14 protein-coding genes are annotated in these 13,037 nt (G+C 64.0%); all 14 read right to left on the bottom strand.

Annotated features, from left to right (window positions below; translation table 11 throughout):
- Nucleotides 1–15: 15 nt before the first annotated feature.
- Complete coding sequence (locus tag ACPEE0_RS21730) at nt 16–1,437, bottom strand: aldehyde dehydrogenase family protein (RefSeq protein WP_424575363.1); 1,422 nt, start codon at nt 1,435–1,437, stop codon at nt 16–18.
- 136 nt (nt 1,438–1,573) lie between these two features.
- Nucleotides 1,574–2,557: an NAD(P)-dependent alcohol dehydrogenase gene (locus ACPEE0_RS21735; RefSeq protein WP_424575364.1), complete on the bottom strand. Its 984-nt coding sequence runs from the start codon at nt 2,555–2,557 to the stop codon at nt 1,574–1,576.
- Entirely contained in the window at nt 2,554–3,552 is a 999-nt protein-coding gene (locus ACPEE0_RS21740; RefSeq protein WP_424575365.1) for a TAXI family TRAP transporter solute-binding subunit, read from the bottom strand. Before ACPEE0_RS21740 ends, ACPEE0_RS21735 begins: the two co-directional genes overlap by 4 nt.
- Nucleotides 3,553–3,817: 265 nt before the next feature.
- The gene (locus ACPEE0_RS21745) at nt 3,818–4,552 is read right to left on the bottom strand and encodes a maleylpyruvate isomerase family mycothiol-dependent enzyme (RefSeq protein WP_424575366.1); all 735 of its coding nucleotides are present in this window, start codon (nt 4,550–4,552) and stop codon (nt 3,818–3,820) included.
- Nucleotides 4,533–5,237 carry a class II aldolase/adducin family protein gene (locus ACPEE0_RS21750; RefSeq protein ID WP_424575367.1) on the bottom strand — a complete coding sequence of 235 codons (705 nt, stop codon included), beginning with the start codon at nt 5,235–5,237 and terminating at the stop codon, nt 4,533–4,535. The genes ACPEE0_RS21745 and ACPEE0_RS21750 overlap by 20 nt, the downstream gene beginning before the upstream one ends.
- Nucleotides 5,237–5,572 (bottom strand): indolepyruvate ferredoxin oxidoreductase subunit alpha, encoded by a 336-nt coding sequence (locus ACPEE0_RS21755; protein ID WP_424575368.1) that lies wholly within the window; start codon nt 5,570–5,572, stop codon nt 5,237–5,239. The genes ACPEE0_RS21750 and ACPEE0_RS21755 overlap by 1 nt, the downstream gene beginning before the upstream one ends.
- A 13-nt stretch (nt 5,573–5,585) precedes the next feature.
- Nucleotides 5,586–6,647, bottom strand: a complete 1,062-nt coding sequence (locus ACPEE0_RS21760) for an NAD(P)/FAD-dependent oxidoreductase (protein ID WP_424575369.1) — start codon at nt 6,645–6,647, stop codon at nt 5,586–5,588.
- 84 nt (nt 6,648–6,731) lie between these two features.
- A complete protein-coding gene (locus ACPEE0_RS21765; RefSeq protein WP_424575370.1) occupies nt 6,732–7,007 on the bottom strand; it encodes a nickel-binding protein in 276 nt (91 codons plus the stop codon).
- A 603-nt stretch (nt 7,008–7,610) separates the two neighbouring features.
- The gene (locus ACPEE0_RS21770; protein WP_424575371.1) at nt 7,611–8,252 is read right to left on the bottom strand and encodes a hypothetical protein; all 642 of its coding nucleotides are present in this window, start codon (nt 8,250–8,252) and stop codon (nt 7,611–7,613) included.
- 209 nt (nt 8,253–8,461) lie between these two features.
- Nucleotides 8,462–8,872, bottom strand: coding sequence for a MarR family winged helix-turn-helix transcriptional regulator (locus ACPEE0_RS21775; protein WP_424575372.1), 411 nt, complete (start codon nt 8,870–8,872; stop codon nt 8,462–8,464).
- A 97-nt stretch (nt 8,873–8,969) separates the two neighbouring features.
- Nucleotides 8,970–9,629, bottom strand: coding sequence for an IclR family transcriptional regulator (locus ACPEE0_RS21780; protein ID WP_424575373.1), 660 nt, complete (start codon nt 9,627–9,629; stop codon nt 8,970–8,972).
- A gap of 769 nt (nt 9,630–10,398) precedes the next feature.
- Nucleotides 10,399–11,103 (bottom strand): substrate-binding domain-containing protein, encoded by a 705-nt coding sequence (locus tag ACPEE0_RS21785; protein ID WP_424575374.1) that lies wholly within the window; start codon nt 11,101–11,103, stop codon nt 10,399–10,401.
- Complete coding sequence (locus tag ACPEE0_RS21790) at nt 11,100–12,074, bottom strand: aldo/keto reductase (RefSeq protein WP_424575375.1); 975 nt, start codon at nt 12,072–12,074, stop codon at nt 11,100–11,102. Before ACPEE0_RS21790 ends, ACPEE0_RS21785 begins: the two co-directional genes overlap by 4 nt.
- Complete coding sequence (locus tag ACPEE0_RS21795; protein WP_424575376.1) at nt 12,071–13,027, bottom strand: Gfo/Idh/MocA family oxidoreductase; 957 nt, start codon at nt 13,025–13,027, stop codon at nt 12,071–12,073. The genes ACPEE0_RS21790 and ACPEE0_RS21795 overlap by 4 nt, the downstream gene beginning before the upstream one ends.
- Nucleotides 13,028–13,037 lie beyond the last annotated feature (10 nt).

Below are 13,037 nucleotides of genomic sequence, written 5' to 3' on the forward strand. Positions count from 1 at the left end.
ATCCTTCGTGATTGATTAGTGCACGTACAGGCTGCGCTGCTCGGTGAAAAAGCGTACCGACTCCATACCGCCAAGGCGCCCCATGCCCGAGGCGCCAAGTCCGCCAAAGGGTACGTGCGGCTCGTCGCCAACGGAGGGGCCGTTGACGTGGATTGCGCCAGCGCGCACGCGCAGTGCGAGACGGTATGCCGCGTCGCGATCGGCCGAGATAACGGCGCCGATGAGACCGAAGTCGCCCTGATTGGCGCGGGCCGCGGCCTCATCGTCGTCGTCGAACGGCGTGACGCTGATGATAGGAGCGAAGCCCTCCTCGGCGTAGTAACGGCAGGCGTCGCTGACGTCGGCGAGCACCGTGGGCCGAGCGAAGCGGCCGTCGCGGGTGCCCCCCGCGACGACTCGTGACCCCTGGGCGGTAGCGTCGTCGACGAGCTCGGAGAAGTGTTCGGCGGCCTTCGTGTTGATCAGAGGGCCGAGGTCGGTCTCGGCAGAGCGCGGGTCGCCCACAACCATCGCGTCCGCGATCGCCGCGAGCCTCTCCAACGTCTCGTCATAACGGCTGCGGTGCACGAGCAGCGTGTCGGTGCACATCCACACCTGGCCGGTGTTCGCGAACGCCGAAAACGCGATTGCAGGTGCCCACGCCTCGAGATCGGCGTCTTCGCGTACGATCGTGATGTTCTTGCCGCCGAGCTCCAGCACCGCTGGGGTCAGCGCGGTGCCTGCACGCGCGGCGATGGCGCGGCCGACTGGAGTCGAACCGATGAAGGCGACGCGGCGGACCAGGGGCGAGCCGATCATGGCGTCGATTAAGCGGCGCCCCTCCCCTGGTGCGCTGGTGACGACGGGCACGACATCGGCGGGCACGCCGGCCTTCACGAGGGCACCGGAGAGGATACCGCCAGCCGACAGCGGAGCCTCTTCACTGGGCCGGATGATCACCGCGTTGCCCACTGCGAGTGAGATGGCGCTGGAACGTGCCGCCAGAATGACGGGGGCGTTCCACGGCACGATCGACAGCGACACGCCCGCGGGACGGCGCAAGGAATGGTTGACGGTGGCAGAGTCAAATGAGGGCAGCAGCTCACCCACCGGGGTGCTGGTGAGCCCGGCGGCTTCGCGCAGGGTCGACGCCGATTCGTGTACGTTCATCTGCGCCCACGCGCGGGTTGCGCCGACTTCAAGAGCCATCGTCTCGGCGTATTCGTCGAGCCCGGCCTCGAGCACCTCAGCAGCCTTGAGCAGGATGTTGCGGCGGTCGGTGTACGGGCGGGCCGCCCATTCCGTCTGGGCAGCGGCGGCCGCTTCGACCGCCTCAAGGCTCTCTTCGACCGAGAACGCGGGGATTTCGGCGACGACCTCGCCCGTGACAGGGGATCGATCTGGGAACGTGCGCACCGTGCCTGTCGCGGGGCCGCCGCCGATAGTGGAATGCGTCACTTCTCCTCCTTCATGACGAGGACCGGTTTAACAGTCGCTCCGGACGCGGCGTCCTTGGCCGCCTCGTTGATGTCGGCAAACGCGTACTGCCGCTGCAGCTTTTGGAGCGGGAAGCGGCCGGCGCGGTGCAGCGAGATTAGCAGCGGAATGAAGCGCTGGGGTCGCTATCCCCCAGCGTGACGCCGAGGATACGGCGACCGGGCAGGTGCGCGTTGACGTCGAACGAGGCGCGCGAGCCGGCGCGGGGCGCGCCGATGACGGCGCAGGTTCCGCCCACAGCGAGATTGGCAATCATTGTCTCAAGGACTCCAATGTTGCCCGTCGTCTCCACTGCGAAGCCCACCCCCGCACCTTCAGTAATACGCGCGAGCTCCGCGGCGGTGTCGACCTGCGAAGCATCGATCGTGTGCATCGCGCCAAGCTCGCTCGCCAGCTCCAGGCGCGATGCCACCCGGTCGACGACGACGATGCGCTGCACCGATGCCGCGGCTGCCGCCATGACGGCAGCGAGACCGACGGCCCCGGCACCGCTAACGACGACGGTGTCGTCGGGCGCCGGCTGCAAGACGTTAAGGATCGCTCCCGCCCCGGTCTGCATGCCGCAGCCGAGCGGCGCGTAGCGGGCGAGGTCTTCATCGGTGGTGTCGGGGTCAAGTCGCACAATCGATCGCTCATCAGCGACCGCATTGTGGGCAAACGACGACTGCCCGAAGAAGTGCGCGTGCAGCGGCTCGTCACCATCCCAGCCGAGTGGAACCGTGCCGTCGGGGCGGGTACCGCCGAGCAGGTTCCATGGCAGGTGGTTGACGCAGTATGCGGGGTGACCGCCGCGGCAGGCAGCGCAACGACCACACGAAGTGAACGACATGAGCACCGCGTCACCCGGCGCGCACCGCGTCACAGCCGAGCCTACCGCCCGCACGCGTCCTGCGCCCTCGTGACCTAGCACGCCCGGAAGCGGGTAGGGAATCACACCGCTTGCGGCGCTGATATCGGTGTGGCACATGCCCACCGCGACAACGTCGACCAAAACTTCGTCGGGTCGGAGCTCGTCAAGTTCGACCTGCACCAACGAAAATCCGTCCGCGCCGGGCGCTGCGACTGCTGCGGTGGTAATCATTCTGTCCTCACATCTTTATCGACGGCACGCGATGCTGCGCGGTACACACGCTCGGCGGCAGGATGCAGCGGGATCGTCAAGTGCTCTGCATCGCGGAAATCGATCGGATAACGCAATGGCGAGTAATCCACCGGCAGGTGGCGATACCCACGTTCGAACTCGGCCGTGTTCTCCACGAACGCGCGAGCGAGGAGCGTTGCAGTCTCGTTATCGAGCTCGGTGGTCGTAACACAGATCCAGTCGGAGTAGTCGAGCGCGACGACGGGGTACTCGGCGTTGGGGAAGTAACCCGCAGGCACCTCGATCACACCCAGCCCCCATGCCTCTTTGAGCGCGGCGACCTCGGACTCGCCAAGCGAAAGGAATTGCACCTGCTGCTCGCGGGCGAGAGCCTGCCAGTCGGGAGTCATGATCGCCTCGGAGACCATGACGTCAGCGCGCCCCTCGCGGAGATCGGCGACCGCGTCGAACGGCTGCTCGTGGCGCGTGACCGTGCCGCCGTTGCGCACAATCCGGTCGAGGTCAACACCTCCGGCCGCGAGCACGATGTCAGCGCCGAAGCCCATGAAGCCGTCGGGGTCATTGACTCCGAGCGAGACGCGCAAAGGAGCGTCGGAGGCAGCGACGTCGGCGAGCGAGGTGAAGCCGGTGTCGGCGCGCACGACGGGGATCATCGCGTCACGGTGCGGAAACACACCGAGCGCCACCAAGTCGGAAAGGGCGCGACCGACAAAGGGCCCGCGTCCCTCCCGGGCGAGCCGGGCGAACGACGCCGGCGTCGCCCAGGCGACGTCGACGGCACCCGTGCCAGCGGCACAAAGGTTATCACCCTGCCCACGTCCGGTTTCGATGACGCTCAGACGGTGGTCGGGTGTCTGATCCCAGACCCACTGCGTGAGCCAGCCGCTCGCGCGGAGCAGATTCGCTCCACCCCAATCACCGCGCAGCCGCAAGGGGGCCTGAACGGATGCGGGGAAAGAGGTCTCTGTAGGCATCAAGGGCTCCTTCTGTTGAGTTCAACTGCTCCATGAACCTGATAGTCTTCCGATCCCAGGATGTATTGGTAGGAGCCAGCGCGAACATGAACGCCCGCGCGGCCGCATCGGCGGTCTACGGATCGAGATGACCGGCTCCGATGTTCATCGCGCGGGCCGGAAAACGCAGCGCGACGCGCCCGGCGGGCCTTCCTGGATCGACCAAGAAAGTGTCGTCTTCCGCAATCGAGCCGTGAGTGATGTATACAGCGACGTCACGTCGGCGTCAAAAACTCTGGAACTCGCGATGGCACACCCATTCGGGCAGCGCCGGAAGCTCGCTGCCGTCCGCAGCGATCTTCGGCGCCTCCGCGCGTCCCGTGATCCACTTCAACAGCTCCTCTGCGTCGCCGCTGACGCTGGTCGTGACGCCCGAGGCGTCGACCACCGTCAACCGCGTGGCTACAGTGTCATCCGATTCGAACGATATGTGCGGCCAACCGGCCGCATCCGCCAGCTCGTCGACGACGTAGCGTAACAGCGCGCGCGCCTCGTCCTCCGGAAGCGGCTCGATCTCAATATTGAGGTCCCAGTCGTGCACCGCCATCTCGACGATGGCATCGAGCACAGCCTGCGCGATCGCGGGATCGGCAGCCCACTCCTCGCTTGTCACTGCGTCGGCCTCATCATTCATGCGGTCAAGCGCGATGATGATGTCCTCGATCACCACCGCCCCTGGGCGCTCACAACCCGGCCACTCGGGCCAGCGGCGCACGTCGTCGAAAGGCGGAACGACACCAGTCCGCGCGGCATGAATGCGATCGGCGGCGTCGTCGGTGAACCGGGCGATGTGCACGAGCACGTGACCGGTTGTCGCGCCTTCGAGACGGGACTCGTAGTGAAACGCAATTTCCCATAGCGTCTCGACCGAGGCGAAGAACCGCTTGGACTGGCGGCGGAGCCACCCGTCCGCGCCCCTAAGGAGCCCGTGATCACGGAGATCAGTCACGAGGGTTCTCACGTCCAGCCTTCCTCACCAGGTAGCGCCAGCCGGCGTTGAGGCCGGCGTCGTTCCGAATCTGATTCCGCTTAAAGGCGGTCTCCTCATCATCCGACCACACCTGAGGACCGCCAGCGGCAATAGCGGACAGTGCCGTCCGGCACGCCCGTTCCAGGAGGACGGCGTTCATAACGGCGGCACCGATGTCGGAACCGACCGTCACGGCACCATGCTTAGGCAGGAGAATGCCGCGAGCCTGACCCAAATCGCGGGCCAGCGCAGCACCGAGTTCGCGCGTGGCAATGAGCGACCCTGGACCACTGAAGCGCGGGATCTGTGGCGACGCGAAAGGAACGGCGTCATGCGAAATGGGCAGCAGCGGCGCATCGAGGGAGGCGAAGGCTGAGAGGGCGGGAGCGTGCGTATGCACGACTGCGCCGACATCCGGACGAGCCGCCGTGATCTCGGTGTGGATCGGGTACTCGATGTGCCGGGGACCTTCGCCCGAGAGCACCTCACCCTCTGGGGTGACGAGCACAACGCGGTTTGGGTCAATCTCTTCGAAGCCCCAACCAGCGGCCTTCATCCACACGCCGCGCCCGTCCGCGTCGCGCACCGAAGCGTGCCCCCAAACCATGTCGCTGAGACCCGCAGCGTACAGTGCGTTGCTCGCGTCGACGACATCCTCGATAGCTGATTCGCTCATCACTGCCCTGCCTTCACCGATAGGGCGAGGGGGGTGTCAGCGCCAATCGGCCCGGTGCCCATGGCTCCGCCCGGGTCGCCGAGGGGTTCGGACCGACCTGGAAGCGTTGTGTAGAAAAAGTCGGCGTTGTCCTTCACCCAAACCGGATCGGGAAGATCCTTGGGCCCGCGAATGGCGGAAACGGGGCACTCCTCCAAGCAGGCACCACACTCGATGCACTCCTCGGGGTTGATGTAGCGTTTCTCCTCCCCCTCATAAATGCAGTCCACAGGACAGACGTCGACGCAAGAACCATCGAGCTCGCCGACGCACTCCGCTCCGATTATATAGGCCATGATTCCGCCCCTTTCAGGCGACCGGGAGCGCGGTGGCGCGCTGTTCAGAGGAGTGTCCGGGAAACAGGTCTTCGTCGGGCCGCAGGGCGACCGCTATGTTATTGATCGCAGTCGCCGCCTCGCCGAATCCGACGACCATCAGGCTGACCTTTCCGGGGTATGTAGTGATGTCGCCCGACGCGTAGACGCGCGGTCGAGAGGTCGACATGTCGGTGCTCACCTCGATCTGGCGGTCACGCAGGCTGAGCCCCCAACTGGTTAGCGGACCGAGCGACGCAATGTGCCCGAGCGCGGGGATAATGGTCGAGGCGGTAATCGTTTCCTCGTCTCCCGAACGAGCCTGGCGGATCGTCACGGCTTCGACGGCCTCGGTACCCGCGATGTGCGATACTTCGGAATTCATGTGCAGTATCGCGGTGGACGCACGTAGCTGCTCGACTGAGCTCTCGTGAGCTGAGAACCGTGCACGGCGGTGGACGACGTGCACAGCCGCGGCGTAGGGGACGATGGCGTTCGCCCAATCTATTGCGCTGTCGCCGCCGCCGACGATGACAACCTGATGACCTGCGTAGAGTTCCGGATCGGCCACAACGACGTCGATGCCGCTGCCGGAGAAGTCGTCGACGACCGGAAGGGGACGCGGCGTGAAGCGACCGATGCCCGCGGTGATGAGTACCGCACCACATTCGAACACTGTGCCGTTCTTTGTCGTGACCCGCAGACCGTCGTCGATGTCCTCGAGATCGACGCACTCTTCGTTGAGGTAGATATTCGGATGCGCAGACATCGCCTGTTCCGAGAGGCCCGCGATCAGGTCGCGCCCCTTTACCGCAGGAAAACCCGCGACGTCGTAGATGTACTTTTGCGGGTAGAGTGCGCCGGTCTGGCCGCCAATCTGGGGCAAGCTGTCCACGAGGGCAACGCTGAGTCCACGCATACCCGCGTAGTAAGTCGCGAACAGTCCGGCGGGTCCGGCACCTACGATCAAGATGTCGGTACGAGCTTTGCTCACCACATCAAGCCTTTCATAACTGAGTTGTCGCCGTTCGGATTTAGTCGTTGCGCGCACCACCACGCGATGCGGCGGGTCTGCGGGCTCTGAAAGTCGGATACCGCAACCGATACGGTGGGTGCGGTATCTGACCAGGCGAAGGAAGGGTTAGGACTGAGACTGGACCAGTGCGTCGAGACCGGCCTTGTCGAGAACAAACTGAATTTCCTTTGTGCTGTCGACGGGCCAGCCTATGCGCTCGAACTCGCTGACGACGGCTTCCTCCGATTCTCCTTCGTAGACCGTGACGATGTAGCCCTCGTCCATGTTGACGTAGGTCGACACGAAGGTGGCATGCTCGCCCTTTGCCACATCCGGGGCATAGCCCGCGAACTCCTCTTGCGACAGGCCGGGCGCGTAATGGATTGAGAGGAACAGCGACATTGAGATTCTCCTTTGAATTGATGATTGTTCGAACGGAAGGCCGGGTCTTCGCTCACAAAGTCAGATCCGGCCGAAAGCGTCAGTTAGGCCGTCCAGCCGAGTGCTTCGAAATCGACGGGCGCTGGCACCGAACCGCATGCGCTGCAACTGGCGCCAGATGCCACGAACCGGCGCGTCGCTGCGGCGTACACCTCACCGGGGGTGAAAGAGCCGTCATGCACCCACTCGTAACGCTTAATTTCGTTGTCGCACGTTTTGCAGAAGAAGCCCGCGCCCGGCGTACAGGCTCATTGGAGCTGTACCGGATGGCCACAGTTTCCTCGGTTGGCTCGATGCGGTGCGGAGTGCCTGCTGGCACATAGACATTGTCGCCGGCGATCACTTTGAAGCTGTTGACCGTGCTGTTCTTCAGCGAGATCGTTCCAGCTCCCGACAGGATGGCGATAACGGTGTCTTCGTCGATAATGACGTAGTGCGGAGGAGTTACCGTGTTCCGGGACATCTCTACCTGGGGATCGACATCCTCCGGGACGAGCAGTTCGTCCTGAGCAGTTCCTAGGGTTGCGGCCGCCTTAAAGGCCTGCACAGCGCGACGACGGGCCATCAGGCACCTGCCTTTTCTGCAAGGACGCGCATTGCGTGGAAGCCGGAGTTCACCAGACGGGTCTGCTGAACCTGTCGGCCCCAGTTCCAGGGGTCGATGGGAAGAGGCGCGTTGACGTAACCGCACTCGGAGCACGTGCGTCCTTCGTCGGAGTTGCGCATGTCAGCGAATTCGGACGAGCCGACCTGCGTCGAGAACTGACGGAAGACGTCGTCGGCGCGGCCGAAGCGCTCGGGGTCGAAGTCAGGAGCGCCGTGGGGACCGGCGGCGTACTCGTGGCGAAGCATTTCCTTTTTACAACCCTGGCACTTTGCCACCATGGCTTCACGCTGACCAGCCTCCGTTGACTGACGCTGCGTGACGGTCACCATGACGTAGGCATCGGGGTTGGTCTCGTCTTTCAGAAACGAATTGACGCCATGGTACTTCTGCGTCGCCATAATCTGGCCGGTGGTCAGCATCGCTTCGTTCGAGCCCCAGCACACCACGACCTCGGAGACGGTATTCCAGTGGAAGTAGTGTCCGTGCTCGCGGCCGCCCCACATAATCGCAGCACACGGCACGACTGCGCCGGCGTCGTCATACGGAAAAATTGGGACGAGTTGAGCGACCTGTTTCGATATCCGCTCGTAAACGTTCACCTTGAGCGGCTCCCGGACGCCGTCGGGTCCAGGGATTTCGGAGGACTCGGTCAGTTCGGCAGGACGGCTGCGTGCGGTTCGTCGGTGATGACGCTCATCAAAATCTCCTTTGATTTGCCGCTGGTTACCACGGGCAGTGCGCTATGTCGCGCTCTGGGGAACAAATATAGCAACATGTTGCCATGTCGCACAAGAGTGACAAGGTGTTGTCAAACCAGCGGGCGTCGTGTCTTGTTCTGCAACAGTCCGCGCAGGCGACGCAGGCGACTGGTCGTCTCGGTCATCTCGTCGTCATCCAGAATCTCTTCCATGGCGACCGTCCACTGCTCGCGCCACACGTTGAGCGCCGCAAGGTGAGTCTCATAACCGCTTGGGGTGAGCGCGACGATCTTGGCCCGTCGGTGGCGCGGGTTCTCCTCCAAAGACACCAATTCGCTCGCAACGAGGTCGTTGACCGTCCGCTGCACACCCTGCCGAGTGAGACCCATTGTTCGGGCAATGTCAGCGACGGTGACGCGGTCATCGGAATTGGCGATGGCGCCGAGAACCTGCCAGCGCGCGCTCGTAAGGCCGAGCTCCTTCAGGGTCGTATCGCCCGCAGCAAGCAGCCGTGCGTTCAAACGGAAGACTTCGAAGACGAGTTCGTCAACTGGGCGGAGATTTCTGGGCCACACACCTTCATACTCCCACCTTGCGGCCCTCACCCCATACCTCGACTCAGGAGAGCGTCTCTCCGGCCGTGATCCGGGCGGCGTGCAGGGCGGTCTTGCGCATCCATGCGTCGGAGGCACGCGAGCGTGGGGCAGTGACGGAGACGGCCGCCCGAGCGAAACCGAACCGATCGAGCAAAGGAACCGCGACCGCGCTCACGTCGGGCTCAGTCTCGCCGTCGTTCGTTGCGTAACCACGGGCGCGCACGAGCTCGAGCTCGGCCAAAAAATCCACGCGCGGAACCGAGCTGTGCCCGCGGCCACCGCGGATCAGCTCCACTGGATAGATCGCTTTGACCTCTGCATCGGTCAAAGCGGCGAGCAGGACCTTCCCCGCCGCGGTGGCGTGTGAAGGGAGGGTCCGCCCGACCCTGCCTATCGCGCTACCCATCTGCGAGCCCTCGACGCTGTCGAGGAATATGACGTTTGTTGCGCGCAGCGCGACGAGGTGTACCGTCTCCTTCGTCGCGGCGGCAAGCCTCTGCAGCACGGCGCGATCAGTCTCGTGCACGTGGGCGTCACGCGAAAGCGCCGCTCCGATCTCAGTCAGGACGCGCCCGGGCCGGTATGAACGAGTCACCAAGTCGTGTTCGACGTATTCGGCGTGCACGAGCCTTTTGAGCAGTCGGTGCGCCGTCGACCGCGACAGAGAGCTCCGCGACTGCATGGGAGACCTTGAACTCCTTCGTGTCGCGGAACAGCGCAATCAATCGAAGCGTGTTGGCGGTCGAGCCGACGGCTGTATTGACAGAGCCGTCGGCGGCATTCTCAAGGCGTTGCAGATCCATAATGCTCAAGTATCCCCCACCACCCGCGGTGCGGCGCTGGGAACCGGGCACTGTACGCGTCCCTGGTCGCGACGTCGTAGTTCCTCCCTGTGACCGGAAAGCCAACTACCGTCGTCTGCCGGCTGACCAAACGGGGAGAGGAACCGCCCGATCCCTCTCAACTCCAAAAGGTCAAGACACCCCCATGCCTATCGCGTACAAAGTCGACGATCACACATGCGGAAACCATTGACGCACAAGGCGACGGGTGATGTGCTTCGCTAGCCCAGATCAACCTCTCGTTCCCCAGTTCTACCTAGATCGGCGAACTTCATGCCCTTTATGGGTTGATTCCCACCTCGAACGCTCTCGCGAGGGTGTTTGCTCTCGTCTCGGTCCGCGGCGAGAACGGCGGTGACGGCTTCCTTGCCTTCCTCAGTGTGCCCAAACGAATTCAAGAGCCTGTCCGTGAGCTGTGCGCGGCGGTCGGCGGATCCCACAGCTTCCTCCACTGCCGCAATAGCGCTCGGGACATCGGTGATGTTCTGCAGGCGCTACGCCGTGTTGCGGTGGCCGCTGAGGTCCAGCACCTGTCCCGTCGTGTAGCTCGCCTCGGGGACAGCATGCAAGCAACGTTTTAGCGGTAGCAGGGAGGATGGCGCCTTCCCTTTAGGATTCAGTCGGCGCGAAGCTGTGCGCCGCCACGATTGGTATCGCGGTCTGCGAGGAAAAGAACTCCAGTATCTCGAGCGCATTAGTACGGTCTTCCGAGGTTGTCGCGACGGCGCCTGCAAAGACCGTGTCGATGGCGCAGTCTGGCGGAAGTGCTCCGAGGATTTGGATGCCGGGCTGTCCCACTAGCTCGCTGAGCTGCTGGAACCCGAGTTCGACGTCGCCCTGAGCGAGGGCTCGGGCGACCGGAGTGCCCGGCCGTGCCTGGACCATGCGTTGCTTGAGCTCTTCGCCGAGGCCCCAGTCGTCGATCATGTTCATGAGTGCGACGCCGCTGGGTCCGGTCGAGTCGCCGATGCGAGTGGCATGTTGCAGAGCGGCGCGGAGGCCGGCGGCGTCGGGGAACGCGTGTGTTTTTGGGTGGGTAGCAGGCGCATTCGAATTCGTGGGAACGGCCACCGCGACCTGCGAGAGCATGAGTGGCGTCAGTGATTCCTCAATGACGTGCCCGTCTTCGGCGAGCCGCCGCAGTGCATCGTGGGCAAGGAACACTAGATCGAACTGCTCCTTCTCGCTCACACGCCTGGCGGCGTCCACGCCACCGACGGACTCGAGGTCAACGCTGGGCAAACCGGAAGCTACGGCCACCTCCGCTAGGTGGGTGAGAACGTGGCGGGTCGCCATCGATGAAATCGCTCTCATGCGGCGTCCTCGAAGGTTTCGGCGTCAACCTCGCGTGCTGCAGCTGCTGCATAGCGCTGGCCCGATACCGTGGACGTTCCAATCAGGTCACCTGCGCGGGTGAGCACCTCCGCGTCAATCGAGAGGCTTGCAGCCGCCTGATTTTCGCGGAGGTGATCCAAGCGCGTTGTTCCCGGAATCGGCACCACGTGCTCACCCCGCGAGAGTACCCACGCGAGGGCGAGTTGCCCCGGAGTGCAACCGGCCTCCGCTGCCATAGCGCGCCATTGGGGTAGCAGCGACGAGTTGGCGGGCCAATGCTCGGGTTGGAAGCGGGGCATTCCTCGTCGGATGTCCTTGGGCGCGAAGTCTTCTGGGGAGTCGAAGCCATTGCTGAGGAAACCCCTCGCGAGGGGTGAGAAGGCCACCAGTGCGACCCCGCTCACGCGGGTAGCCTCAAGCATCCCGATCTCGGGGTTGCGGCTCCACAGCGAATACTCGTTTTGCACCGCGGCGATGGGAGCGGCGGCCTGGGCCTCCCCCAGACGCTGGACGGACACTTCGGAGAGTCCGATGGCACCGATCTTGCCGGCGGCCACCATCTCAGCAAGCGCGCCAACGCTCTCCTGGATAGGCACCTCCCTGTCCCACCGGTGCAGGTAGTACAGGTCGATGTGGTCCACGCCAAGGCGCGCCAGCGAGGCGTCAACCTGGGCGCGCAGCGTCTCAGGTCGTCCATCGATCTTCTTGACACCGTCGACCATCGCCATGCCGCCCTTGCTGGCCAGCAGCACCTCGTCGCGGCGGCCTGCTATCGCCCGCCCGACCAGTTCCTCGTTGAGGCCGCCACCGTAGAGCGTGGCGGTATCGAGCATGCCTACGCCTTCGTCCAGTGCCGAGCGCAGGAACGCCAGACCGTCCTCGACCGAGGGCGGAAACCCGTAGGCGTGGCTCAGCGACATGCAGCCAAGGCCGATTTTCGGCAGAATCACGCTAGCTGCTCCTCGAGCGCACCGAGCACCCGGTAGCAGTCGATGACCTGGCGGATCGAGGAATTCGGCTCACGGCCCTCCCGGATCGCGTTGATGAACTCGCGGTCCTGCAGCTCGATGCCGTTCATGCTGACCGCCACCTTCGATACGTCGATCTGCTCGTCCTTGCCGTTGAACAAATCGTCGTAGCGTGCTACGTACGTGGCGGTGTCCCCGATATAGCGGAAGAAGGTGCCGAAGGGCCCGTCATTGTTGAACGACAGGGACAGGGTGCAGATTGCCCCGGTCTCACTCTTGAGCTGGATTGACATGTCCATAGCGATGCCGAGTTCGGGATGGATCGGGCCCTGGATGGCGTTCGCTTGAACGATTTTGCCGGCCTGGTAGGCGAACAGGTCCACTGTATGGGCGGCATGGTGCCACAGCAGGTGGTCGGTCCATGAGCGGGCCTCACCCTTGGCATTCGTGTTCGTGCGGCGGAAGAAGTACGTCTGCACGTCCATCTGCTGCACATTGAAATCGCCTGAGGCAATCCGGTTGTGAACGAGTTGGTGGGATGGATTGAAGCGCCGCGTGTGGCCGACCATGGCGATGCGGTCCGACGCCTCGGCGGCAGCCGAAGTCGCCTCCGCGTCTGTGAGCGAGTCGGCCAGGGGGATCTCGACCTGCACATGCTTGCCGGCCTTGAGCACCGCCTGGGTCTGCGCGGCGTGCATCTGCGTCGGCGTGGCGAGGATCACCGCGTCGACGTCATCGCGCTCAAGCACTGCATCGAAGCCGACTACGGCGTTTGGCACCCCGTACTTCGCGGCGACCGCCTCCGCTTTCTCCTGCGTTGTACCCGTGACGACGGTGACCACCGCCTCGGGAATCTCGGCAAGGCCATCGAGATGCTTCATACCGAAAGCGCCCGTGGCACCGACGACCGCTACGCGGACCTTCTCATTGCTCATTTCGTTGTCT

The sequence above is a fragment of the Arthrobacter sp. SD76 genome, from assembly GCF_049726125.1.
Classification (GTDB): domain Bacteria; phylum Actinomycetota; class Actinomycetes; order Actinomycetales; family Micrococcaceae; genus Arthrobacter; species Arthrobacter nitrophenolicus.

Coding starts and splice junctions, on each gene's coding strand:
- ACPEE0_RS21740 (WP_424575365.1), bottom strand. CDS start 3,552: ATGCCTACAGAGACCTCTTTCCCCGCATCCGTTCAGGCCCCCTTGCGG.
- ACPEE0_RS21780 (WP_424575373.1), bottom strand. CDS start 9,629: ATGCAGTCGCGGAGCTCTCTGTCGCGGTCGACGGCGCACCGACTGCTC.
- ACPEE0_RS21785 (WP_424575374.1), bottom strand. CDS start 11,103: ATGAGAGCGATTTCATCGATGGCGACCCGCCACGTTCTCACCCACCTA.
- ACPEE0_RS21750 (WP_424575367.1), bottom strand. CDS start 5,237: ATGAGCGAATCAGCTATCGAGGATGTCGTCGACGCGAGCAACGCACTG.
- ACPEE0_RS21755 (WP_424575368.1), bottom strand. CDS start 5,572: ATGGCCTATATAATCGGAGCGGAGTGCGTCGGCGAGCTCGATGGTTCT.
- ACPEE0_RS21795 (WP_424575376.1), bottom strand. CDS start 13,027: ATGAGCAATGAGAAGGTCCGCGTAGCGGTCGTCGGTGCCACGGGCGCT.
- ACPEE0_RS21735 (WP_424575364.1), bottom strand. CDS start 2,557: ATGATTACCACCGCAGCAGTCGCAGCGCCCGGCGCGGACGGATTTTCG.
- ACPEE0_RS21765 (WP_424575370.1), bottom strand. CDS start 7,007: ATGTCGCTGTTCCTCTCAATCCATTACGCGCCCGGCCTGTCGCAAGAG.